We start from the raw sequence: 24,533 nt of genomic DNA, 5'->3' as shown, positions 1-24,533 counted from the left end.
CCGCGCGCCCCCATCCCGCTCTTCCCTCCACTCTCACCAAGGAGCCGAGACACCATGTCCGCCACCCGCGACTCCCTGCCGGGGGCCGCAGACCTGTCCACGCGCACCGGCCTGTCCACGAGCACTGGTCTGTCCGCGAGCACCGGCGACCCGGGCCTGCACCGGCTCGCGGCGGGCGCGCTGCTCATCTCGTTCCGGGGCACGACCGCGCCGGACTGGGTCCTGCGCGGCCTGGAGGACGGCCTCGGCGGCGTGTGCCTGTTCGGCTTCAACGTGGCCTCGGGCGAGCAGGTGGGCACCCTCACGGCCCGGCTGAACGAGGCGGCGCGGCCCGTGGTCTCCCTGGACGAGGAGGGCGGGGACGTCACCCGGCTGGCCTACCACACCGGGAGCGCCTACCCGGGCAACGCGGCGCTCGGCCGGGTGGACGACGCCGGCCTGACCGAGCGCGTCTACCACGCCATGGCCGCCGACCTCGCCCGGTGCGGGGTGAACCTCGACATGGGCCCCGTGGCCGACGTCAACACCGCCGACGACAACCCGATCATCGGCACCCGCTCGTTCGGCCCGTCGCCGGACCTCGTGGCGCGGCACACGGTCGCCGCCGTACGCGGCCTGCAGTCGGCCGGGATCGCCGCCTGCGTCAAGCACTTCCCCGGCCACGGCGCCACGCACCAGGACTCCCACCTGGAGATCCCGCTGGTGGACGCCTCCCTCGACCTGCTGAGGGAGCGGGAGCTGGTCCCCTTCGCCGCGGCGATCGAGGCGGGCGCGAAGTCGATCATGACGGCGCACGTGGCGGTGCCCGAGCTGACCGGAGACCTGCCGGCCACGCTCAGCCGGGAGGCGCTGACCCGGCTGCTGCGCCGCGAACTGGGCTACGACGGCGTGGTGGTCAGCGACGCCCTCGACATGCACGCGATCAGCGAGAGCGTGGGGCTCGCCGAGGGCGCCGTGCTGTCCCTGGCCGCGGGCGCCGACCTGCTGTGCCTCGGGCCGCTGCCCACCCCGGAGGACGTACGGCGGATGGTGGCGCACATCGCGGCCGCCGTCACCGAGGGCAGGCTCGCCGCCGGGCGCCTGGAGGAGGCGGCGGGGCGGGTGGACCGGCTGCGTGACTGGTTCGCCCGGCCGGACGCGTCCGCCGGAGACGAGAGCCAGGTCGTGGGGCTGGACGCGGCCCGCCGCGCCGTGTCGCTGACGGGTGCGGCGGCGCCGCTGGTCGACCCGTTCGTGGTCGAACTGGACACCCCGCCGACGATCGCGGTGGGCGAGGTGCCCTGGGGGGTCGGGCCGTGGCTGCCGCAGGCGGAGATCGTCCGGGTCCGGCCCGAGGACGCCGACGCCGACGCGCTGCTCGGCCGGGCGCGGGACCGCTCACTGATCGTGGTCGTCAAGGACGCGCACCGGCACCCGCGCAGCCGGGACCTGGTCTCCGCGCTGCTCGCCGCCCGCCCGGACGCGGTCGTGATGGAGATGGGCCTGCCCATCTGGCGGCCCGGGGCGGGCGCCTACCTCGCGACGTACGGCGCGGCCCGCGCCAACGCGCAGGCCGCGGTGGAGCTGCTGAGCGGTGGTCCCCTGGCGGCGGGGCTGTAGTGAGAAGGGGCCGTCCGGCTCACAAGCCGGACGGCCCCCGTCCACTACGGCGGCGTCCCCGGTAGGTTCACCGTGATCGCCACACCGACCCGGTCAGCCGCAGCTGATCGCGTTGTAGGCGGCCTCGTAGGACGTGGTGACGTTCTCACCGTCGATGGAGGACGTCCCGGTCACGGTGACCTTGCCCGCGCCGATCTGCTTGGCCCGCGCGTTGAAGGACTGGTACGCCTGCTTGCCCGGAGCCACGTTGGCCACGGTCGTCGAGCCGTACGGAGTCGTCAGCGTCACGGTCGCCGGCACGTCGCCGTCGTTGACGGCGGCGACCGCGACGTACACCGACGTGCCCAGGCAGCGGGACGCGGCGGTGACGGTCAGCGGCGTCCTGGCGGGCGGCGGCGCCGCGACGACCGTGAACGTGGTCGTGGCGACGCCGGAGGTGTTGCCGGCCTTGTCGGTCGCCCGGTAGCGCACGGTGTGCTCACCGACCTGGCTCACCGGCACCGGAGCCGTGTAGGCCTGGAACGCGCCGGCGTCCAGGGCGTACTCCACCGTGTCCACCCCGGAGTCGGCGTCGGTCGCGGAGATGGTCACCGTGGCGGAGTCCACGTAGTCGCCGTGGGCGTCCTTCGTGCCGGACACGGCCGCCGACACCGTCGGCGGGGTGGTGTCCTTCGGCTTCGGGGCCACCACCGTGAACGTCACCGACCCCACCGCGGAGGCGTTGCCGGCCTTGTCGGCGGCGCGGTACCGCACGGTGTGCTGGCCGACCTGGTTGACCGCCACCGGAGCCGTGTAGGCCTGGAACGCGCCGTTGTCCAGGGCGTACTCGACCGTGTCCACCCCGGACTCGTCGTCGGTGGCCGAGACGGTCACCGAAGCGGAACTCACGTAGTTGCCGTCGGCGTCCTTGTCGCCCGACACCGACGCCGAGACCTGCGGCGGCGTCGTGTCGGTGGGACCGGCGCTGGTGACCACGAGCTCGCCGACCATGCCCGCGTGACCGGGGATCATGCAGTAGTAGCGGTACGTTCCGGGGGTGAGGTTCACCTGAACCTCGTGCCTGCCCCCGCTCGTGTCGAAGGGGCTGGCGAGGATGTTGACGTTGACGTCGTGGTTGTAGCCGGGGCTGGAGACGTCGAACGTCAGCGTGTGCGTCATCCCGAAGGTGTTGCCGGTCGACTCGTTGGTCTCGAAGACGATCGTCACCGGGCCGGCCGTCGCCGTGGCCGGCGCGGACTTGTACTCGGTGTAGCTGTTGTCGGCGGTCCAGACGAGCGTCTGCTCCGCCGCCTGGCCGGCCTGCTGACTCTGGCTCTGTGCCGCGGCCCCGGCTCCCGACAGCCACACCGTCGGCAGTGCCACCGCCAACATCACCAGGACGATGCGTCCGAGCGTGGCAGGGGTTCTGAGCGCCCTCCGCAAACCACTGAGGAGGCCCGAAGAAGATCTGATGCGCATACCGTTGTACCTCTCAGGCCGGCGCGGCCATGACGGGCGGCGTCGCCGCTCCCACGGTCAGGGCGACGTTTGACATTATGATCACGGCGCGGCGCCAGGCGGGTGATCGGGGTGTGCGAAGAGGTCTCTTCGGCCCATCGTCCACTCCTTTGGTTGGGGGGTGCGACAGCAACCTTCGGAAGAACTGTCTGATCAGCCGCGGTGCTCACCGGCCTCGCCGATGCCGGTGCCGTGACGTCCTCCGTCCCTGCCGAGACCGATGGCCGAATCCTCAGGCGCTACGGCGGAAAACGTAACAGTCTGGCAGCACTTAGTCCACATTGATGACAAAGTTCACTAGTTCGTTACCATTCTTATCGAAGAATCGGCGAAAGACCTGCTACGCACCCCTGGAAACAGCTCTTTTACCTGCGCGAATATCTCCGGACCGGCACCCTCGACCCCCTCAGCTCGGACCACCCCCCGGCTCGCCGCACCCGGGCGAGCGCCGTCACCGATTGGGAACCATGACCGAGAAAAGCACCGATGCGACGCGACGCCTGTTCTCCCGGCGCGACGTCCGTCGCATCACCCTGTACGCGGAGAAGCTGCCCGACGGTCAGCTGGGCTACGGCCTGGAGGCCGGCAAGCCCACGATCCCCGGCCCCCTCATCGAGATGATCGAGGGCGAGACCCTCGAAATCGAGCTGGTCAACAACACCGACGTGACCGCCAGCCTCCACGTCCACGGTGTGGACTACGAGTGGGACAGCGACGGTACGCGGATGAACGCCAGCGTGGTGCAGCCGGGAGGCCGGTATGTCTACACCTGGCGCACCCACGCCCAGATCGACCGCCCGGACGGCACCTTCGCACCCGGCAGCGCGGGCTACTGGCACTACCACGACCACGTCGTGGGAACCGACCACGGCACCGGCGGCATCCTGCGCGGACTCTACGGACCACTGGTGGTGCGCCGCACCGGCGACATCCTCCCCGACAAGACCTTCACCGTGGTCTTCAACGACATGAAGACCAACAACCTCACCCAGGCGCCCGACTTCACCGCCGAACTCGGCGAACGCGTGGAGTTCATCGTCATCGCCCACGGCAACTTCTTCCACACGTTCCATCTTCACGGGCACCGCTGGGCCGACAACCGCACCGGCATGCTGGAAGACCTGGAGGACCAGAGCCGGATCATCGACACCAAGACCACCGGACCCGCCGAGTCGTTCGGCTTCCAGGTGATCGCCGGCGAACGCGTCGGCCCCGGGAAGTGGATGTACCACTGCCACGTACAGAGCTACTCCGATGCGGGGATGGCCGGGACGTTCACGGTGACCGGCGCGAGCGAGAAGGTGCCGCTGACCGTCACCGCCGCGTCCCGCTGCGTGGGCACGTCGGTGTACGTCGCGGTCACCGCCGTCAACCACGGCGACGTGCCGGCGACCGTGACGCTGACCACCCCGTACGGCTCGACGACCGTGGCCAACGTGGCTCCGGGCAAGCAGGCGTACCAGTCCTTCAACACGCGGGCCAAGCAGATCGGCGCGGGCAAGGTCACCGTGACCGGGACCGCGACGATCGGCGGCAAGAAGGTCACCTCGACCTACGAGACCGACTACAGCGCGATCAGCTGCGGCTGACCTGGCACCGCCGGCACAGACCATCCTCCAGCTCGGACCACCCCCAGCTCGCCGCACCCGGGCGAGTGCCGTCACCGATTGGGAACCCATGATCGAGAAAAACACTGACGTGACGCGGCGCCTGTTCTCCCGGCGCGCCTTCGCCACCACCGCGGCGACAGCCGCCGCGGTCGCGCCGTTCGCCGTGGCGAGTCAGGTCACCGCCTCGCCCACGGCCAAGGCAGCGGGCACGACCGCGGCCAGGGCCGGGGTCAAGACCGCGGGCACGCCGGGCGACGTCCGCCGCATCACGCTCTATGCGGAGAAGCTGCCTGACGGTCAGCTGGGCTACGGCCTGGAGGCCGGCAAGCCCACGATCCCCGGCCCTCTCATCGAGATGATCGAGGGCGAGACCCTCGAAATCGAGCTGGTCAACAACACCGACGTGACCGCCAGCCTGCACGCCCATGGAGTGGACTACGAAACGTCCAGCGACGGCACTCGGATGAACGACAGCGTGGTGCAGCCGGGAGGCCGGTACGTCTACACCTGGCGCACCCACACCCCGGGCGACCGCCCGGACGGCACCATCGAGCCCGGCAGCGCGGGCTACTGGCACTACCACGACCATGTCGTGGGCACCGACCACGGCACCGGCGGCATCCTGCGCGGACTCTACGGACCACTGGTGGTACGCAGAACCGGCGACATCCTCCCCGACAAGACCCTCACCGTCGTCTTCAACGACATGAAGACCAACAACCTCACCCAGGCGCCCGACTTCACCGCCAAGCTGGGCGAACGCGTGGAGTTCATCGTCATCGCCCACGGTAACCTCTTCCACACCTTCCACATCCACGGACACCGCTGGGCCGACAACCGCACCGGCATGCTGCAGGGCCCGAAGGACCAGAGCCGGATCATCGACACCAAGACCACCGGACCCGCCGAGTCGTTCGGCTTCCAGGTGATCGCCGGCGAACACGTCGGCCCCGGAATGTGGATGTACCACTGCCACGTACAGAGCCATTCCGACATGGGGATGGCCGGGATGTTCACGGTGACCGACGCGAACGGGAACGTGCCGGGCCACTCCATGGACGACATGCCGGGCCACTCGATGAGCGGCATGTCAGGCCACTCCATGGACGGCATGTAACGGCGACGCCGTCCTACGCCGTGAAGATCTCCTCGCGGGCCTGGTCGAGCGCGGCGAGGACGGCGCCGCGCAGCACCGGGTTGCCGTCCACCTGGCTGGTGATCACCTGAGGCGGTATCGGGCAGATGCGCGCCACGGCCTCCTCCACACGGCCGGCCAGGCCCTCCCCGCCGGCCCGGCAGACCTCCCCGGCCAGGACCACGAGGCCGGGGTCGAGCACCACGCACACCGAGGCCACGCCGAGCGCCAGTCGCGCGGCGACCTCGTCGAGCAGGGGCTCGCCCGCGGCGCCCGCCGCGACCGCGGCGGTCACGCAGTCGGCCGCGGTGGCTCCGTCGAAGCCGTGCTCGCGGGCGAGTTCGCCGACCGCCTCCGAGCTGACCAGCGACTGCAGGCCGCCCCGCAGCGAGGGCAGCCGCCCGGGGATCGCCCGCACGTCGTCGGCGAGGGGCACCCCGGGCACCGGGAGATATCCGATCTCCCCCGCGCTGCCCGACCTGCCGCGGTGCAGGCGCCCGCCCAGGACGACGGCCAGGCCGATGCCCCGGCCGACCCAGACGAGCACGAAGTCGTCGGCCTCGCGGGCGGCGCCCCGCGCGCGTTCGGCGATCGCCGCGAGGTTCACGTCGTTCTCGATCGTGACGTCCCGGCGCAGGTCGCGCGCCAGCGCCTCGTGGATGCCCTCGTGCCACTGCGGGAGATCGAAGGAGAAACGCACGTCCCCGGTGCGGGGGTCCACGACGCCGGGCGTGCCGATCACCACTCCGCGCAGCCGCGACAGCGCGACCCTGCCGCCGCGGCAGGCCTTCACGACGGCGGAGTGCACCAGCGACACCGGGTCGTCCGCGCCGTCGGGGGACGCCGTCACCTCGGCGACGACGTGGCCGTTGATGTCGGCGATCGCCGCCGACACCCGGTCGGGCCCCACGTCGAGCCCCGCGACGTACGCGCAGGAGGGGATCACGCCGTAGAGCGCGGCGTTGGGGCCGCGGTTGCCCGCCTGCTCCCCCACGACCTCCACCAGGCCGCGCTCCTCCAGGCGCGCGAGCGTCTGCGAGGCCGTGACCTTGGACAGTCCGGTGAGCTGGCCGATCTGGCCACGCGTCAGGGGACCCGAGGCGAGCAGCAGTTCCAGGGCGGCCCGGTCGTTGATCTCCCGGAGCAGCCGGGGCACGCCAGGACGTCGCTCCATACTCCCGCTTCCCCTCGTCTGAGTCTCCCGCTCACCGTCGGCGCGCACCCGCACGGCCCCTCCGATTCGCCGGGCCCCCGTCGGCATCCCACCACGGGCGCCCGTGAACGACGCGCGCCCGTGAACGAGCAACAAAGTTTTCAGCAAAGCTTAGCGAGCCGGGAGGCGAGGAGAACGCGCCGGTCGCCGCTCCCGGTAACGCTCCCACCAGTCATGAGGATGGCTCATATGACTGCCCGAGCCGGACGAGACGAGGGAACGCCATGACCGAGACGGCCCGACAGCCGCAGGCCCCGCCCCGCCGCGGGCTGCCGGCTCCCCCGTGGCCGCTGGTCATGCTCATGACGGGCGTCGTGCTCCTCTTCGACGTGGTGCGGGTGTTCCTGCCGTCCCTCATCACCCTGTACGGCCGGGCGGGCGAGACCTCTCCCGAACGCATGGGGCTGTACGCCGCGCTGTGGTTCGTCCTGCCGTTCGCCGCGATCCTCGTGGCGCGGTTCGTGTCGCCCCGGATCGTCCTCGTGGCGGGCGCGGCGGCACTCGCCACGGTTCGGCTGTGCCTGCAGGGCGCGAACGGGGGCACACCGCAACTTCTGCTCGCCTCCGCCGGGGTCACGGCGGGGCTGGTCTTCCTCTACGGCTGCGCGCGCACGACCCGGGGCGCGTGGGTGCCGGCCGGGCTCACCGGCGGCCTGGCGGGCGCGTCGATCCTCCATCTGGCCCTCGACCGGGTGGACCTCGTCTGGCGGGACGGGCCGCTGCCCTGGCTCGCCGTGGCCGCGCTCTGCGCTCTCTTCCTGCGGGCCGCCTTCCTGGGGTCCGTACGGCTCTCGCCCGCGTCGCCCGGCCCGGCCCCGGCGGCCCTGTGGTTCGCGTTCGGCCCGATGCTCCTGCTCGCCGGCATGTACGGCGGCGGCTCGGGTCTCCTGCCGCAGGAGGCCGGGCAGCACAGCGGGGCCTACACCGCAGTGATGGTCGCGTTGCAGGCCGGGGCGTGGTGCGCCGCCGCGGTGTGCGCCTGGACGGCGCCGTGGAACCGGACGGCATGGCACTGGACGGCGGGGCTCTTCCTGGTCGCCGGGGTGGCGGGGACGGAGGCCGGTCTGACCGGCCTCACCGCCCTTGCCGCGACCGTCGCTATCGGCGCCTGCGCCGCCACCATCGGACAGGACACGGGCCCACAGGACACGGGTGGACAGGACACGGGTGGGCGCCCGGAGGTGGCGGCCCGGCGTGCGGGCGTCGCCGTGCTCGGCGGGATGCTCGTGTTCCTGGTGGCGGTCTTCCTCTACTACGCGGCCTTCGACGCCGATCTGGGGTTCCCCAACGCGGTGGTCCCGGTCGCGGTGGCCGCCCTGGTCGCCGTCGTCGCCTTCCGGCGCGGCCGGCGGCACCGGTCCGCCCCCGTGCGGCGGGCGCCGCACCGGTGGGGCTCGATCGCGCTGTCGATCGCGCTGCTGACCGGGCTCGTCACCTGGCAGCCCCTCCCCCCAGAGAGGCCGATCACCGGGAACGAGTTCACCCTCGTGGCGTACAACATCCGGATGGGGTTCGGGCTCGGCGGCCGGCTCGACCTCGACCGGATCGCCGCCTGGGCCGCGTCTCGGCGTCCCGATGTGGTGCTGCTCAGCGAGGTCGACCGGGGCTGGCTGCTCAACGGCGGGCACGACGACCTGGCGCGGATCGCCCGGGGCCTCGGGATGCGCTATCACTTCGCCCCCGCCGCCGACCGTCTCTGGGGCGACGCACTGCTCACCAACCTGCCCGTCACCGAGATCGGCTCCACCCGGCTGAACCGGCACGGCTATCCGACCGGCGCCCAGGCCCAGTCGATCGTGCTGGAGGTCGGCGACCACGAGGTGGGGATCGTCAACACCCATCTGCAGGAGCCGCGGGGCCAGGCGCCCGAGGTCGCGGCGATCGCCCGGCGGCTGGCCGCGGCCGCCCTCCCGCCCGGCGTAGGCGTGGCCGATCCACGGCCGGTGATCGTGGCGGGCGATCTCAACACCACGCCGTCCGATCCCCAGATGCGCGTGCTGGAGGCCGCGGGCCTGACCGATCCGCTGCGGGCGCTCGGCGACCCGCCGACCTCGCCCGCCGACGCTCCCGTGCGGCGGATCGACCACGTGCTCATCTCGAAAGGGCTCACGGCGGTGGCCGCCGACGTCCCCCGGGTGCCGTTCTCCGACCACCTCCCGGTCGTCGTACGCCTGCGGGTGGGGTGATGCGAGGGACGGAGTGGGGTGAGACCAGGGTGAGAACGGAGGCCGCGTCCTACCGAGGCCAACCAGGCGGGATAATCGGCTACATGCGACTTTCTGCCCGTGTCGACTACGCCCTCCGTGCCGCCGCCGAGCTCGCCGCCGCGGGCGAGGGACCCACAACGGTGGGCGAGCTGGCCAAGGGGCAGGAGATGCCCCCCAAATACCTGGAGAACATCCTGCTCCAGATGCGCCGCGCCGGCCTCGTACGCGGTCAGCGCGGGCCCGAGGGCGGCTACGTGCTGGCCCGCCCGGCCGCCGCGATCTCCCTCGCCGACGTGATCCGCGCGGTGGACGGCCCGCTGGCCAACGTCAGGGGCGAGCGGCCCGAGCACGTCGGCTACCAGGGCGCCGCCCAGGCGTTGCAGCAGGTGTGGATCGCGCTGCGGGCGAGCGAGCGGGCCATCCTGGAGGAGGTCAACCTGGAGCAGATCGCCAAGGGCGAACTGCCCGAGAGGGTGACCGAACTGGCCGCGGACCCGGCGGCCTGGGACTCGCACACGCCGGTGTGAGCCGCCCGTCACTGGTCGGCCCCTGATCGACGCGGGAGGATGGCGTGCCGGAGGGTGACTCGGTCTATAGGGCCGCGAAGCGCCTGCGGGAGGCCCTCGACAACCGGACGCTGACCCGCAGCGACTTCCGGGTGCCCCGCCACGCCACCGCCGATCTGCGCGGCCGGGCCGTGCTCACCACGATCCCGCGCGGCAAGCATCTCCTGACCCGGGTGGAGGGCGGGCTCACCGTCCACACGCACCTGCGCATGGAGGGCAGCTGGCGGATCGGCCCGGCGGGCCGGCCGGTGCCCCGGGGCGACGTGGTGCGGCTGGTCCTCGCGAACGCCGAGTGGCAGGCGGTCGGAACCCGGCTGGGGATGGTCGACCTCGTGCCCACCGGCCGTGAGGACCGCGTCGTCGGGCATCTCGGCCCTGATCTGCTCGGGCCCGACTGGGACCCCGCGCAGGCCGTACGCAATCTGCTGCTGGAGCCCGGGCGGACCATCGGAGAGGCGCTGCTCGACCAGCGCGTGCTGGCCGGGATCGGCACGATCTGGCGAGCGGAGACGCTGTGGGCCGCGCGCCTGTCGCCGTGGCGTGCCGTGGGGTCGATCCCGCCGGAGGTGCTGGAGTCGCTGGTCTCGACCGCGCACCGGCTGATCGACGCGAGCAAGGACGCACCGTTTCCGGTGACGAGCGGTGATCCGCGTCCCGGCCGGTCATTGCTCGTGTACGGCAGGGCACGCCGTCCGTGCCGGCGGTGCGGCAGCCCGATCGGCAGGGGGGAGATGGGTCCGCAGCCGTCCGAACGGCTCATCTACTGGTGTCCCGCCTGCCAGCGCCCATAGCGGCGCGAGGGGAACACGAACACGGGGAAAAAGCACAGGGAACAATCGTGATACAGCCCGGCACATGCCGGACACTGTGCCGCGGCACTACGGGTGCCAGGGCAATACCGATCACACACCCGGGGCTGGGCGTCTGGCGTCGGGCACGGCGACACGACCTTGCCACGGGGCGAGGCCCGGGCGGCGGAAGCGCCGTCTACGCGGCGACCATGTCCTTGACCTCGGGGAAGCCGTCGAACTCGGGACCGGCGGGCACGGTCTCGGGAATCGGCAGCCGCTCGTGCTCGGGCAGCTCCGCGAGCATGGGGGCGGCCTGCAGTTCGGCGAGCGCGAACTGGTCGGACACCTCACGCAGCACCTGGGACAGTGGGACACCCAGTGCGCCACAGATCGAGGCGAGCAGCTCGGAGGAGGCTTCCTTCTGGCCGCGTTCGACCTCGGACAGATAGCCGAGTGAGACACGGGCCACGGTGGAGACCTCGCGAAGGGTGCGATTCTGCCGCACCCGCAGCCGCCGCAGTACGTCACCGAGCAGCTGACGCAGCAGGATCATCTGTCGCTCCCTCCCCAGGGGGGGCGCCTTCACGACGCCTCGCACGGTGGGCTCATGTCGCCCCTTCTTCATCTGCCCTTCGTACATACGCCTCGCCGTCATCATTGGTTCGCTCGGCCCCTTCGCCGGGCGTGCGCCTGTCTTGCTCCTCGCCGATGGCTCACGGACCTCACTCACAGCTCCACCGTACCTGTAGAGGGCGACACCGCGGCAGACCGTGGCGAGCATGTTCGCTGGGGACGTAACGCGGTAATCACCCGAGATGTTCCCCCAAATTTGCCTGGAGCACACCTTCCAACAGGTCCAAAGCCTCCCGGCAGGTCGCCTTTCTGATCTCGTCCCTGGTCCCGGTCAAGAGCAGGTCACGGTGCCATAGCCGCTCCCCCGGCCCCGCCAGGGCGATGTGGACCGTGCCGACCGGCCTGCCGTCCTGCGGCTCGGGGCCGGCGACCCCCGTCACCGCCAGACCGTAGTCCGAATCTGTCAGTTTACGCACCCCGGTCGCCATGGCCGCCGCCACGTCCGGGTGCACCGCCCCCTCCCGCTGCAGCAGGCCGGGCGGAACGCCGAGGATGCCCGCCTTGAGGTCGGTGGCGTAGGCGATCACCCCTCCTCGGAAGGCCGCGGAGGCTCCCATGGGCTCGGTCATCGCGGCCCCGATCAGGCCGCCCGTCAGCGACTCGGCCACGGCGGCCGTCGCTCCCCGGCGGACCAGCAGGGACAGCACCTGCGTCGCCACGCTCGTCATCCCGCCACGCTCGTCATCCCGCCACGCTCGTCATCCCGCCACGCTCGTCATCCCGCCACGCTCGTCATGTCGCCACGCTCGTCATACGGTCCGCGCCCTCTTCGCCACCTGCCGCAGCCGCACCGCGCGCACCACGTAGTCGGCGCCGGTCCCCACCGTGACCACCAGGGCGAGACCCATCGCCGTCCACCTGGCCAGGTCGGGCACGGCGGGCACGATGTAGAGCGCGATGGCCACGATCTGCAGGACGGTCTTCACCTTGCCCCCGTAACTGGCCGGGATAACCCCGTGCCGGATCACGAGGAAGCGCAGCAGCGTCACTCCCGCCTCACGAGCGATGATCACGAGGGTGACCCACCAGGCGATGTCGCCGAGGTACGAAAGGCACAGCAGCGCCGCGCCGATCAGCGCCTTGTCCGCGATCGGGTCGGCGATCTTGCCGAAGTCCGTGATCAACGCGTACTTCCTGGCCAGCCAGCCGTCGAGCTGATCGGTGACGGAGGCGAGCAGGAACACCCCCAGCGCCGCCAGTCGCCAGGCCTCGCCCTCGGCGAACAGGAAGACGACGAAGACGGGCACGATCGCCAGGCGGGCGATGGTCAGGGCGTTCGCGATGTTCCAGGTGCTGACGCGGCGGGCCGCCCCCTCCTCGCCGTCGGCGGGCGGCGGCGCCACGGGCGCGGGGGGCGTCACGGGCGCGGGGGGCGTCACGGGAGCCGGTGTCGCGGGCACAGGGGTCGCGGGAGCAGGGGTCACCAGCGCAGGAGGCGCGACGGGGACGGCGGCGGCCGGCGACGGCCCGATCTCCGCGGTCGCCTCCACCGTGGTCTCTACTGAGGCCTCTACCGCGCCCGCCACCTCCACCGGCGGCTCGCCGCGCTCCGTCATGTGCCTGCCTTGATCCGGGCGATCAGGTCGACCCCCTCGGAGTCGACCGCGACCGCCTGCACGATCTGCCCGGGGACCAGGCCGATGCCCTGGACCGTGACCGCCCCGTCGACCTCGGGGCCCTGGTGCGCCGCGCGGCCCTCGTAGCCGCCGTCACCGAGGTCCTCTTCGATGAGCACCTCCAGCTCGGTGCCGATGCGCTCCTCGGCCCGCTGGGCGGTCAGCTCCTCGGCGAGCTCGGTGAGCGTCGCCACGCGTTCGTCGATCACGTCCTGGTCGAGCTTGCCCTCGAAGCCGTACGCCTCGGTGCCCTCCTCGTCGGAGTAGCCGAAGACGCCGATGACGTCGAGCCTGGCCTCCTCCAGGAAGCCCACCAGCTCCTCGAACTGCTCCTGGGTCTCCCCCGGGAAGCCGACGATGAAGTTCGACCTGACGCCCGCCTCCGGCGCGCGCTCGCGGATCTGGTCGAGGAGGTCGAGGAAGCGCCGGGGGTCGCCGAAGCGCCGCATCCGCCGCAGCACCGGCCCGCTCGCGTGCTGGAAGGACAGGTCGAAGTAGGGCGCGATCCCCTCGGACGAGGCGATCACGTCGAGCAGCCCCGGCCGCAGCTCGGCGGGCTGCAGGTAGCTGACCCGCACCCGTTCGACGCCCTCGGTCTCGGCCAGGCGCGGCAGCAGCTTCTCCAGCGCCCGCAGGTCGCCGAGGTCCTTGCCGTACGACGTGGAGTTCTCGCTGACCAGCACCAGCTCCTTGACGCCCTGTCCGGCCAGCCAGGCGGCCTCGGCGAGCAGGTCCTCCGGCGCGCGCGAGACGTACGAGCCGCGGAAGGCCGGGATGGCGCAGAAGGTGCAGCGCCGGTCGCAGCCCGAGGCGAGCTTGAGCGAGGCGACCGGCCCGGAGCCGAGCCGCTTTCGCAGCGTGCGCGGGCCGCTCGCGGGGGCGACGCCCCGCGGCAGCGGGTCCTCCTGGGCGTGGCCGGGGATGTGCGCCTGGGCCGCCGAGCGCTCCACCGGGCTGATCGGCAGCAGCGTGCGGCGGTCCCGCGGGGTGTGCGGGACCAGCGGCCTGCCCGCGAGGACGTCGTCGAGCCGCTCCCCGATCTCCGCGTAGTCGTCGAAGGAGATGACGGACGCCTCCGGCAGGGCGTCGGCGAGCTGCGCGCCGTACCGTTCGGCCATGCAGCCCGCCGCGACCACCTTCGCGCCCGAGTCGGCCGCGGCGAGCAGGGTGTCGATGGAGTCCTTCTTCGCCGAGTCGATGAAGCCGCACGTGTTGACGACGACGACGTCCGGGTCGTCGTCACCGGTCTGCCACCCGGCGGCTTCGAGCCGCGCGGCGAGCTCCTCTGAGTCGACCTCGTTGCGGGCGCAGCCCAGCGTGATCAGCGATACGGTTCGGCGAGAAGACATGATGCGAACTACGGTATCGGCAGTCGGCGATTAACGGGGACTCGGGCCGCCCGCGGCGAAGGTCCGCCGCACCATCTGGCCGTCCTTGCCGGGAGCGCCGAGGTCCCTGCCGTTGACCACGAGCCGCACCGCCCCGGCGTCGGCGATGACCAGTTTCACCCGGTCCCTGGCCGAGTACGTGGTGGTCTTCCCCTCCGGCAGCGTGCCCTCGAAGATCGGCTTGCCCTTGGCGTCCTTCACGGCGATCCAGGACGGCTTGCGCGTGGTGACCTTGACCACCACGAGGCCGGGCCCGAAGGCCTCCTCCAGGCTCCGGCCCTCCCGGGCCCCCTCGTGATGCGCCTGCCCGTGCTGAGCGGGCGCCGGGACCCGTACGGCCGTCGGGCCCGTCCTGTCTCCCGAGCCGCCGAGCATCCGCGCGACGACAACGATCACGACGATGGCCAGGGCGACCGCGACGGCCATCGTCCAGCCGGAGCCCCGGCGCCCCCGCTCGCGCAGCACGGCGGCCCCTCCGAACAGCGCCGACGTCCTGACCGGGGAGTCGCCGCCCGGGTGCTCCTGCGCGTACTGCCGCACGAGCTCGTCCGGGTCCAGGCCGAGGTCGGACGCGATGGTACGGAGGTGGCCGCGCGTGTAGAAGTCGCCCACCGAGAAGTCGTCCCCCTCGAAGCGCTGAATGACGGTCTCGCGGATCCGCGTGCGCTCGCTGAGCTGACGCACGGACAGCCCGGCGCGCTCACGGGCCTCGGCCAACGCAGCACCTACGCTCATCGTTAAGCCCCCTGTCTTCCAGACCGCCCCACAATGCGTAGTTAGTCCCATTCAATCAGCTACCGACTACGAAGGGTAGTCATAGGGGGGCATAGAGTACGCGATGGGGTCCGGACGGCCCCGCTGCGCGGGGTGACGAAGGCTCTAGGACTCGCCGCGCAGGTCGGCGAGAAGGCCGGGCAGGTCGTCGGGCTGGACCAGCACCTCGCGGGCCTTCGATCCCTCGCTCGGGCCGACCACGTTGCGGCTCTCCAGCAGGTCCATCAGCCGTCCGGCCTTGGCGAAGCCGACCCGCAGCTTGCGCTGGAGCATCGACGTGGAGCCGAACTGGGTCGACACGATCAGCTCGGCGGCCTGGACCAGCAGGTCGAGGTCGTCGCCGATCTCCTCGTCGATCTCCCGCTTGACCGCGGCCGGCGCGGCCACGTCCTCGCGGTACTCGGCCTGCATCTGGACCTTGCAGTGGCCGACGACCTCCGCGATCTCCTTCTCGGAGATGAACGCGTTCTGGAGCCGTATCGGCTTGCTCGCGCCCATCGGCAGGAACAGCGCGTCGCCCTGCCCGACGAGCTTCTCGGCGCCCGGCTGGTCGAGGATGACCCGGGAGTCGGCGAGCGAGGAGGTCGCGAACGCGAGCCGGGACGGCACGTTCGCCTTGATCAGGCCGGTGACCACGTCCACGGACGGCCGCTGGGTGGCGATGACCAGGTGGATGCCCGCGGCCCGGGCGAGCTGGGTGATGCGGACGATCGAGTCCTCCACGTCGCGCGGCGCGACCATCATCAGGTCGGCCAGCTCGTCCACGATCACCAGCAGGTACGGGTACGGCTGGTAGACCCGCTCGCTGCCCGGCGGAGGCACCAGCTTGCCCGCCCGGACGGCCTTGTTGAAGTCGTCGACGTGCCGGAAGCCGCTGGCGGCCAGGTCGTCGTACCGCCGGTCCATCTCGCCTACCACCCATTCGAGGGCCTCGGCGGCCTTCTTCGGGTTGGTGATGATCGGCGTGATGAGGTGGGGAATGCCCTCGTACGAGCTGAGCTCGACCCGCTTGGGGTCGACCAGCACCATGCGGACCTCGTCGGGGGTGGCCCGCATCAGGATCGAGGAGATCAGCCCGTTGATGCAGGTCGACTTGCCCGCGCCGGTGGCGCCCGCGATGAGGATGTGCGGCATCTTGGCCAGATTGGCCACGATCGTGCGGCCCTCGACGTCCTTGCCGAGGCCGACGATCATCGGGTGGTGGTCGGCCTGGGCCACCTGCGAGCGCAGCACGTCGCCGAGCGACACGAGGTCCTTGTCGACGTTGGGGATCTCCACGCCGATCGCCGACTTGCCCGGGATCGGGGACAGGATCCGCACGTCGGCCGACTTCACCGCGTACGCGATGTTCTTGGTGAGGGCGGTGACCTTCTCGACCTTGACCGCCGGGCCCAGCTCGATCTCGTACCGCGTGACCGTCGGGCCGCGGGTGAACCCGATGACCTGCGCGTCGATGGAGAACTGCTCCAGCACGCTGGTCAGCGCGTTCACGACCGTCCGGTTGGCCTTGGTCTCCTGCTTGGGAGCGCTGCCCGGCCGCAGCAGCGCAAGATCGGGCACCGTGTAGGGCCCCTCCTGGCTGGACAGGACGAGCTGCTCGACCTTCCGCGGCGCCGGGGTCGGCAGCGGCGGCTGCGGCGGAGCCTTGGGAAGCTCTATCTCCGGCTCGGTGGGCTCGCTCGGCGCGGCCAGGTCGGCGGCCGCGTCGGCCGCCTCGTCCACCAGGCCGGGGACGATCTCCGGCGAGTGCTCCTTCTCCGACAGGACGGGCGTGTCGTACGGCTTGACCCGGTCGCCGCCCTCACCTGCGTCGCCCTGCGACTTGCGGGTGCGCTTCTTCGGCCCGGCCGGGGACCTGCGCGGCTCCCCTGCCCTCTCCGGCCGCTCGAAGAGCATGTGCCGGATCTCGGCGAGGCGCTCGGGGACGCGGTGCACCGGGGTCGCGGTGATCACCAGCAGGCCGAAGCCCGACAGCATCACCAGCAGCGGGATCGTGATGAACGCCGGCAGGATGCTCGACGGCGGCGCCGAGACGATGAAGCCGACCATGCCGCCCGCCGCCGACACGTTGTCCATGCCGTCGGTCGGCCCGCCCGAGGGGTACGGCGTGCCGTGGGCGACATGCACGATCCCGAGGATCCCGGCCAGCAGCGCGGTCCAGCCGATGCCCATCCTGCCGGTCTCGGAGTTCTGGTCGGGGTGGCGCAGCAGCCGCCAGGCGAGCAGCGCGAGGAGCACGGGGACGGCCCAGGTGAGCGAGCCGACCGTGCCGCGCACCACGGCGTCGACGACCGCGGCGAAGCCCGTCGTGGTGTCGCGGCGCCAGGTCAGGGCGGCGAGCACGATGGCGCCGGCCAGCACCGACAGGCCCTGCCCGTCGCGCCGGTGCACGGGGTCGAGGTCGCGGGCGTTCTGCCCGAGCGCCCGGGCCGCCATGCCCAGGCTGTTCGCCACCACCATCCACAGGCCGATGACGACCTTGCCGATCACCAGGAAGACCCAGCTGATCGGGTCGTGTCCGGTGGCGGGCGGGCGCTTCCTCGGCGCGGGCCGGGGCGCCGCCCTGCCTCGGGAGCCCGCCGGGGACCGTTTCGGTGCTGCCGTACGGGACCCCGAGCGCTGCCCGGAGCGGGGCGTGGAGCGCTTGCCGGACCCCTGTCCGGACGTACGGGTGGCCATGATGCCGAAGTTACTCGTAAGGCGCGGAGATGTCCGGAAGGCTCGCCGAGGGGACCGGCGCGCGGGTGGGTCAGTAAGCGCGGCGCTGGCGCAGGGCGGAGCGCTCGATGCGCTCGCGCGCCTCCAGGAGGCAGGAGGCGATCTCCTTCTCCCGATCCGGGGTGAGGCGCGGGATCGGCACCGAGCAGCTGATGGCGTCTCTCGGCGGATCGCTGATCCTCAGCGCCACGCCGAAGCACCGCAGCCCCTCGGTGTTCTCCTCCCGGTCGACGGAGTATCCCTGCTTGCGCACCCGGCGCAGGTCGACCAGCAGCTCCTCGGCGTCCACGATGGTGTGGGCCGTCAGCGAGGGCAGCTCGGCGGGCAGCAGCGCCCGCACCTCCTCGTCGTCCCGGCTCGCCAGGATCGCCTTGCCGAGGGAGGTGGTGCTCGCGGGCAGCCGGCGCCCGACCCGGGAGAACGGCCGCAGGTAGTGGCGCGAGGCGCGGGTGGCGAGGTAGACGACGTCGAAGTGGTCGAGCCGGGCGAGGTGCACGGTCTCCCCCGTGACCTCCGCCAGCCAGTCGAGCGCGTCGTGCGCGAGCTGGACCACCGGGTCCCCGTCGATGTACGTCGCCCCGACCAGCAGCGCCCGCATGCCGATCCGGTACAGCGTGCCGGTGACGTCGGTCTCGATCCAGCCGAGGTCGACCAGGGTGCGCAACAGAGCGTGCAGGCTGCTCTTGGGGTAGCCCAGCTTGCCCTGCAGGTCGGTGAGGCTGTGCAGCCCGGGATACTGCGCGAAGAAGTCGAGCAGCTCGACCGTCCGGAGCGCCGACTTCACATGCGGCACGGGTTCCGCCATTTGGTACCTCCCTGACCCGCCTGTCCGCCTCCTATTGTGAGCCGGTTCCCCAGGAGGCGACCGTACGGGAGGCGATGTAGTCCACATCCAGATCATCCCCCAGCCCGGGGGCATCCGGCATCCGCACCTTCCCGTCCACGAGCGGGTCGACGATCGACCGCAGGTGCGGGGCGGGGGTGTCGTAGTCCGAGTGCGGGTGCAGCAGGCCACGCTCGTACCACCGCCCGCACAGCGTGGCGCCGATCACGGCCAGGGCACCGGACCCGTTGCCGTGGATCTCGCAGTCCATGCCGAACGACTCGGCGAGGTGCACGGCCTTGACCGCCGGGATGATCCCGCCGGAGCCGACCACGCCCACTCTGAGGATGTCGCACGCCCCGGCGGCCACCCACTCGGCCCGGGCCATGTGCTTGCCCCAGGAGGTCTCCGGGCCGAGGATCGGCGTCCTGAGCTGGTCGGCGAGCCACCGGTACGACTGCACCGACGCCTCCTCCATCGGCTCCTCGTACCAGGCGAAGCCGAGCTCGTCGAGGGCGCGGCCGAGGGTGAGGGCCTCGGAGCGGGAGTACCAGTGGTTGCTGTCGAGCATGAGCGCCACGTCCGGGCCGACCGCGTCGCGGACCGCCGCGCACGCCTCGATGTCGCGGTCCACGCCGTACGGCATGGGCGGCATCCAGGTGTGCAGCTTGATCCCGCGGTAGCCGCGGGAGACCAGGTCCTTGGCGAAGGCGGCGTAGTCCTCGGGGGTGGCCAGGCCGCCGGGGATGTCGTCGCCGCACATGGTGCTCGCGTACGCCGGCACCTCGGCGCGGGCGCCGCCGAGCAGCTTCCAGACCGGCAGGCCGAGCCTGCGCCCGGCGAGGTCCCACAGGGCCTGGTCGGCGGCGCTGAGCGCGCGGTCGGAGAGGTTGCCCTGGGCGCCGCGCTGACGGCGGGCGACGCGGTGCCACAGCCGCTCCCGGTCGAGGCTGTCCTGGCCGGCCAGCGCCGGCCCGATGTGACTCGTGATCACCGCCTCCCGTACGGTGTCCGGCGCGGCGAGGCAGTGCCCGGTGACGCCGTCGCTGTCGGTGATCGTGAGCAGCGCCTCCCGCACCTCGCGGGGCGGGCCGGGGTGCCGGTGGCCGTGCCCGTCGACCACCGACCTGGTGACCGTGGTGAAGACCGTGACGCCGACGCGTTCGACGACCGCCATGGAACCTCGCCTCCTCAGAGTTGGGAGGGCCGGTGCGCGGTCAGGGACGCACCGGCCCGGTCCGGGGGTGGCCGCTCAGCCGCCGTTGGCCTTCTTCCATTCGGCCTGGGCGTCGGTCAGCTTCTGCGCCAGGGTGTCGAGGAACTCCTGGGGCTTCATCTGGCCGAGCAGCACCTTCTGGAAGAGGGGCTCGGTGTCGGCCTTGGTGATGGAGGAGAACTGGGGCAGGTAGTAGGGCGGCGACACGACCTGGGTGCTCGGATCGTTCAGCGTGTCGACGGCCGTCTTGAGGTGGTCGAGACCCCGCACCCAGGAGTCGCCCTGCGCGTCGGTGTTGGCCGGGATCTGGCCGGTCTGCTGGTTCCAGTAGCTGTTGCCGTCGTGGGAGACGAGGAACTCCACGAACTTCCAGGCGGCGTCCTTGTGCTCGCTGTTCTTGAACACCGCGAAGCCGTCCACCGGGTTGGCGACGACGGTCCGCTTCCCGCCCGGGCCGGTCGGCAGCGCGAACGCGCCGATCTTGTCCTTGCCATGCGCCTTCACATGGTCGTTGTACGACCCCAGGTTGTGGTGCATCATCGCGATCTTCCCGGTGCCGAAGGCGGCGACCATCTTCGGGAAGTCGTTGGTGACGTCGGCCTCGGGCGTGTCCTTCTTGTACAGCCCGGCCATCCTGCCGAGGAACTCGGCGTTCTTCGGGTCGTTGACCGTGCTCTTCCCCGAGGCGTCGAAGAACTCGCCGATCCCCGAGTAGGAGTACATCTCGGCGAGGATCTGGAAGATCGATCCGGCGCCGCCGCGGATGGTGTAGCCGTACTGGTCGGGCTTCTTCGTCAGCCGGTCGGCGTCCGTGAAGAACTCGTCCCAGGTCGCCGGCGCCTGCTGGAGCTTGTCCTTCAGGTACCAGACCACGTCCATGTTGGAGGTGTTCGGCACCAGGTAGAGCTTGCCGTCGGGCACGGTCCTGCGGACCGAGTCGAGCATCGGCGTGGCCAGCTTGCCGTTCACCGCGCTCTTGGCCAGCCACTCGTCGGCCGGCTCCAGCGCCTGCTGGCCGGTCAGGTTGGCCAGGTACGAGGTGGTCACGCCGCCGACGTCGGGGGTGTCGCCGCCTGCGACGGCCGTGTCGTACTTCTGCTGGACGGAGGCGATCGGGACGCCGACGTACTCGACGTGGATCGCAGGGTTGGCCGCCTCGAACCGCTTGATGAGCTCCTGGTAGATCGGGGTGCGGGCGCCGCCGTTGTTGTCCCAGAACGTGATGGTCGTCTTGCCGGAGCCGTCGCCGGAGCCCGAGCCGGACCCGCACCCGGTGGCGGTGACGGCGAGAACGGCGAGCGCCGCCCAGGCCACCTTCATCTTCATGGTTCCTCCTGGTCAGGAGAGGCTGTGTAGAGCTTGGGGGGATCGCTATCCCTTGACCGCGCCGGCGCTGATGCCGTGCACGAGATAGCGCTGGACCACTGCGAACACGCAGACCACCGGCAGAGCGGCGACGACGCCACCGGCCGCCAGAGCCCCGAAGTCGGCGCTGTACTCCCCGATCGTGTAGCTGAGCCCGACGGGGATCGTGAAGCTGTCCTGCCTGCTGACGAACATCAGCGCGAACAGGAAGTTGTTCCACGTGTGGATGAACGCGAACGACCCGACCGCGATCAGTCCCGGCCGCAGCTGCGGCAGCACGATCGCGAGGAAGCCGCGCAGCCGGCCGCACCCGTCGACCATCGCGGCCTCCTCCACCGTGAACGGCACGGCCGAGACGAACCCGCTCATGAGGATGATCGACAGAGGCAGGTTGAAGACGGTGTCGGCGACGATCAGGCTGCCGAGGCTGTTGATGAGGCCGAGCGTCTTGAAGATCGAGAACAGCGGGATCAGCATCATCGCGCCGGGGACGAACTGGGTGCACAGCAGCACGACCATGAACAGGCTCCGGCCGCGGAACCGGTAACGCGACAGGGCGTAGCCGCCCATGACCGCGATCACCGTGGTGACCAGCAGCGACCAGACCCCGACGATCACACTGTTCCGGAAGAACACCGCGTAGCCGATGTCGTTCCAGACGGTCTCGAAGTGCTCGAACGTGATCGGCCACGGCACCGGGTCGGCCGATCCCGCCGGACGCAGGGCGAAGACCAGCATCCAGTAGAACGGCACGAGGGTGAAGACCAGGTACAGCCCGAGAGGGACGTAGAGCCGCAGCACCCGGCCGGGGTCCCGTCTCGGCCGCCCGCGGCGGGCCGCGGGCACCGCTCGCGGACGCGGGCGGGTCATGACGTCGGCGCTCATCGCCGGAGCCCTCCTCATCGGTCCTCACCGAACCGGCTGAGCCGGAGGTAGAGGACGGAGCAGAACAGCAGGATCACGAAGCCCGCCATCGTCAGCGCCGAGCCGTACCCGAAGTCCTTGGAGTCGACGGCCCGCTGCGCGACGTACAGCGGCAGCGTGGTCGTGACCTGCGCGGGACCGCCGCCGGTGAGCGTGTAGAGCAGGTCGACGTTGTTGAACTCCCAGACCCCGCGCAGCAGCGTGGCCAGCACGATCGCGTCGCGCAGGTGCGGCAGCGTGACGTGGCGGAAGCGCCTGAGGCGCCCGGCGCCGTCCACCGCCGCGGCCTCGTACAGCTCGCCCGGGATGCCCTGCAGGCCGGCGAGCAGGAGGATCGCGAAGAACGGCACGCCGCGCCACAGCTCGGCCACCACCACGGCCGGGAAGACCGTGTCGGGATTGCCGAGGACCGCCGCCTCGGGCTGCCCGAGGAAACGCAGGACGCCGGTGCCCGGCGTGTAGAGCAGGATCCAGATCCCGGTCGTCAGCACTCCGGAGACGGCCCACGGGGAGAACACCAGCGACCGGGCGAGCCCCCGGCCGATGAAGCTTTCATTGACTATCAGCGCCAGCGCCAGCCCGAGGACCAGCTGGAGGCCGATCTCGGCGATCACCCATTTGGCGGTGAATCCCAGGCTGTGCCAGAAAACCTCGTCCTCGAACAGCATGTGCCGGAAATTGTCCAGGCCGGCGAAGCCGTCCGCCCACGGGCGGGTGAGGTTGCGGTGCTGCAGGCTGTAGTAGGCGACGCTGCCGATCGGATAGACGAGGAACGCGGCGATCAGCGCGACCGTGGGTGAGATCAGCAGGTACGGCACGGCCCTGCGGCGCATCGTCGTCACCGGCCCATCTCCTTCGCGACACTTCTCCAGGGGATCGGAACATATTCCTGAACGCCGTTCACACACATGGACGACGACGGATCAACGGTGATATTCCGCACTCGTCCTGTCAAGGACTCGTGTCCTATTCGAGACATTCACTCTTGACACTCCGGCACGCCTTGACCATCACCACAACTCGCCGTACGGTCCGGGTGTTCATGAATATGAATCATGTTCAGAGGGATGAAGGCGCGACCGCGAACGGAGACCGTCATGCCCGCAAGATCCCTGCTCGTGCCCGCCGTCCTGACGCTCACGGCGCTGACAGCGGCCGTCCCGGCGCCTGCGGCGAACGCCGCCGCGATCGATCCCCCGGCGCCCGATCTCGGGCGGCAGACGCTCCCGGCGGGGGACGGCTGGGGCTCGGCCGGCGCCGGCACCACCGGCGGCGCGGCGGCGCCCGCCGCGAACATCCGCGTGGTCACCGACCGCGCGGGCCTGGTCGCGGCGCTCGCCTCCCCCGGCCCGCGGATCATCTACGTCAAGGGCGTCGTCGACGTGGACAAGACCTGCGCGGACTTCGCCACCGGCGGCTACACCCTCGCGGGCTACCTCGCGGCGTACGACCCGGCCGTGTGGGGCCGCGACGCCGAGCCGTCCGGGCCGATGGAGGACGCGCGGGCGGCCTCGGCGGCGGCGCAGACCAAGTACGTCAAGCTCAAGGTGCCGTCGAACACCACGATCGTGGGCCTGCCCGGAGCGACCATCCGGCACATCAACCTGCACGTGGACAAGGCCGACAACGTCATCATCCGCAACATCCGCTTCGAGGACGCGGCCGACTGCTTCCCCCAGTGGGACCCCACCGACGGTGACGAGGGCAACTGGAACTCCCTCTACGACAACATCTCGGTCACCGGTTCGACCCACGTGTGGATCGACCACAACACGTTCACCGACGGGGACAACCCCGACGCGGACCAGCCGGTCTACTTCGGCCGGCCGTACCAGGTGCACGACGGCCAGGCGGACATCACCAGCGCGTCCGACTTCGTGACCGTCTCCTGGAACAGCTTCCGCGACCACGACAAGACGATGCTGATCGGCTCGACCAACAACCCCGCGAACGACCGGGGCAAGCTCAGCGTCACCGTGCACCACAACGAGTTCTACGACAACCTGCAGCGCCTGCCACGGGTGCGGTTCGGCAAGGTGCACGTCTACAACAACTACTACCAGGCGCCCGACGCGGCGACCTTCGTGTACGCACTGGGTGTAGGCGTGGAGTCCCAGATCTACGCGGAGAACAACTACTTCCGGCTCAGCCGGGCCGTGGACCCGGCCGCGCTGCTGTACGACTGGGGCGGCACCGCCCTGACCGCCAAGGGCAACCTGCTGCGCGTCGGCGGAACGGAACGGCCGATCGACCTGGTCGGGGCGTACAACGCGAAGCACGACCCCGATCTCGGCGCGGACGCGGGCTGGACCCCGGCCCTGCACACCGGGATCGACCCCGCCGCGGCGGTGCCCAGGGAGGTCTCCCGGCACGCGGGCGCCGGGAAGATCCGCTGACGTCCGCGCGGGCTCCGCGTCGTCCCCCGCGGCCCGCCTGGGACGTGCCCACCTGAGACGGG

General features: G+C 71.2%; 20 protein-coding genes. 7 read left to right on the top strand and 13 right to left on the bottom strand.

What is annotated here, in order from left to right; translation table 11 throughout:
* Positions 1-54: 54 nt before the first annotated feature.
* The gene (locus tag F5972_RS26350; protein WP_150936923.1) at positions 55-1,599 is read left to right on the top strand and encodes a glycoside hydrolase family 3 protein; all 1,545 of its coding nucleotides are present in this window, start codon (positions 55-57) and stop codon (positions 1,597-1,599) included.
* Between the two features lie 93 nt (positions 1,600-1,692).
* On the opposite strand, the gene F5972_RS26345 is transcribed toward F5972_RS26350, so the two are convergent.
* Positions 1,693-2,970, bottom strand: coding sequence for an OmpL47-type beta-barrel domain-containing protein (locus tag F5972_RS26345; RefSeq protein WP_150936921.1), 1,278 nt, complete (start codon positions 2,968-2,970; stop codon positions 1,693-1,695).
* 593 nt (positions 2,971-3,563) lie between these two features.
* Here F5972_RS26345 and F5972_RS26340 point away from each other — a divergent pair.
* Together F5972_RS26340 and F5972_RS26335 are read left to right on the top strand one after the other, a co-directional pair.
* Positions 3,564-4,685: a multicopper oxidase domain-containing protein gene (locus tag F5972_RS26340; RefSeq protein WP_150936918.1), complete on the top strand. Its 1,122-nt coding sequence runs from the start codon at positions 3,564-3,566 to the stop codon at positions 4,683-4,685.
* Positions 4,686-4,794: 109 nt separating this feature from the next.
* Positions 4,795-5,823, top strand: coding sequence for a multicopper oxidase domain-containing protein (locus F5972_RS26335; protein WP_225311879.1), 1,029 nt, complete (start codon positions 4,795-4,797; stop codon positions 5,821-5,823).
* 13 nt (positions 5,824-5,836) lie between these two features.
* Here F5972_RS26335 and F5972_RS26330 read toward each other — a convergent pair whose 3' ends face one another.
* Positions 5,837-7,015, bottom strand: a complete 1,179-nt coding sequence (locus F5972_RS26330) for an ROK family transcriptional regulator (protein ID WP_150936914.1) — start codon at positions 7,013-7,015, stop codon at positions 5,837-5,839.
* Between the two features lie 263 nt (positions 7,016-7,278).
* Here F5972_RS26330 and F5972_RS26325 point away from each other — a divergent pair, with 263 nt between their 5' ends.
* From F5972_RS26325 to F5972_RS26315, 3 genes are all read left to right on the top strand, one after another.
* Positions 7,279-9,240 (top strand): endonuclease/exonuclease/phosphatase family protein, encoded by a 1,962-nt coding sequence (locus F5972_RS26325; RefSeq protein ID WP_150936912.1) that lies wholly within the window; start codon positions 7,279-7,281, stop codon positions 9,238-9,240.
* Between the two features lie 83 nt (positions 9,241-9,323).
* Complete coding sequence (locus F5972_RS26320) at positions 9,324-9,788, top strand: RrF2 family transcriptional regulator (protein WP_150936910.1); 465 nt, start codon at positions 9,324-9,326, stop codon at positions 9,786-9,788.
* Between the two features lie 44 nt (positions 9,789-9,832).
* On the top strand, positions 9,833-10,618 hold the full coding sequence (locus tag F5972_RS26315; RefSeq protein WP_150936908.1) for a DNA-formamidopyrimidine glycosylase family protein: 786 nt from the start codon (positions 9,833-9,835) through the stop codon (positions 10,616-10,618).
* A 196-nt stretch (positions 10,619-10,814) separates the two neighbouring features.
* On the opposite strand, the gene F5972_RS26310 is transcribed toward F5972_RS26315, so the two are convergent.
* The 11 genes from F5972_RS26310 to F5972_RS26260 form a co-directional block, all read right to left on the bottom strand.
* Positions 10,815-11,171 carry a helix-turn-helix domain-containing protein gene (locus tag F5972_RS26310; RefSeq protein ID WP_111699708.1) on the bottom strand — a complete coding sequence of 119 codons (357 nt, stop codon included), beginning with the start codon at positions 11,169-11,171 and terminating at the stop codon, positions 10,815-10,817.
* Between the two features lie 253 nt (positions 11,172-11,424).
* Positions 11,425-11,919, bottom strand: coding sequence for a CinA family protein (locus F5972_RS26305; protein ID WP_150936906.1), 495 nt, complete (start codon positions 11,917-11,919; stop codon positions 11,425-11,427).
* 81 nt (positions 11,920-12,000) lie between these two features.
* Positions 12,001-12,807 (bottom strand): CDP-diacylglycerol--glycerol-3-phosphate 3-phosphatidyltransferase, encoded by an 807-nt coding sequence (pgsA, locus tag F5972_RS26300; RefSeq protein WP_150936905.1) that lies wholly within the window; start codon positions 12,805-12,807, stop codon positions 12,001-12,003.
* Complete coding sequence (gene rimO, locus F5972_RS26295) at positions 12,804-14,216, bottom strand: 30S ribosomal protein S12 methylthiotransferase RimO (RefSeq protein ID WP_150936903.1); 1,413 nt, start codon at positions 14,214-14,216, stop codon at positions 12,804-12,806. The genes pgsA and rimO overlap by 4 nt, the downstream gene beginning before the upstream one ends.
* Before the next feature lie 30 nt (positions 14,217-14,246).
* Positions 14,247-14,990, bottom strand: coding sequence for a helix-turn-helix domain-containing protein (locus F5972_RS26290; protein ID WP_191910321.1), 744 nt, complete (start codon positions 14,988-14,990; stop codon positions 14,247-14,249).
* Positions 14,991-15,134: 144 nt separating this feature from the next.
* Positions 15,135-17,708 (bottom strand): DNA translocase FtsK, encoded by a 2,574-nt coding sequence (locus tag F5972_RS26285; protein ID WP_150936899.1) that lies wholly within the window; start codon positions 17,706-17,708, stop codon positions 15,135-15,137.
* Positions 17,709-17,778: 70 nt separating this feature from the next.
* The gene (locus tag F5972_RS26280) at positions 17,779-18,552 is read right to left on the bottom strand and encodes an IclR family transcriptional regulator (RefSeq protein WP_150936897.1); all 774 of its coding nucleotides are present in this window, start codon (positions 18,550-18,552) and stop codon (positions 17,779-17,781) included.
* 31 nt (positions 18,553-18,583) lie between these two features.
* The gene (locus F5972_RS26275) at positions 18,584-19,747 is read right to left on the bottom strand and encodes an enolase C-terminal domain-like protein (protein ID WP_150936895.1); all 1,164 of its coding nucleotides are present in this window, start codon (positions 19,745-19,747) and stop codon (positions 18,584-18,586) included.
* 75 nt (positions 19,748-19,822) lie between these two features.
* Positions 19,823-21,112 carry an ABC transporter substrate-binding protein gene (locus F5972_RS26270; RefSeq protein ID WP_150936893.1) on the bottom strand — a complete coding sequence of 430 codons (1,290 nt, stop codon included), beginning with the start codon at positions 21,110-21,112 and terminating at the stop codon, positions 19,823-19,825.
* Positions 21,113-21,157: 45 nt separating this feature from the next.
* Entirely contained in the window at positions 21,158-22,036 is an 879-nt protein-coding gene (locus F5972_RS26265) for a carbohydrate ABC transporter permease (protein ID WP_150936891.1), read from the bottom strand.
* A gap of 14 nt (positions 22,037-22,050) precedes the next feature.
* Entirely contained in the window at positions 22,051-22,908 is an 858-nt protein-coding gene (locus F5972_RS26260) for a carbohydrate ABC transporter permease (RefSeq protein ID WP_150937133.1), read from the bottom strand.
* Between the two features lie 264 nt (positions 22,909-23,172).
* Between F5972_RS26260 and F5972_RS26255 the strand changes: the two genes are divergently transcribed.
* On the top strand, positions 23,173-24,471 hold the full coding sequence (locus F5972_RS26255; RefSeq protein WP_150936889.1) for a pectate lyase family protein: 1,299 nt from the start codon (positions 23,173-23,175) through the stop codon (positions 24,469-24,471).
* Positions 24,472-24,533 lie beyond the last annotated feature (62 nt).

The organism is Microbispora cellulosiformans (genome assembly GCF_008728085.1).
Taxonomy (GTDB): Bacteria; Actinomycetota; Actinomycetes; order Streptosporangiales; family Streptosporangiaceae; genus Microbispora; species Microbispora amethystogenes.
This window is presented reverse-complemented; position numbering and strand designations above follow the sequence as displayed.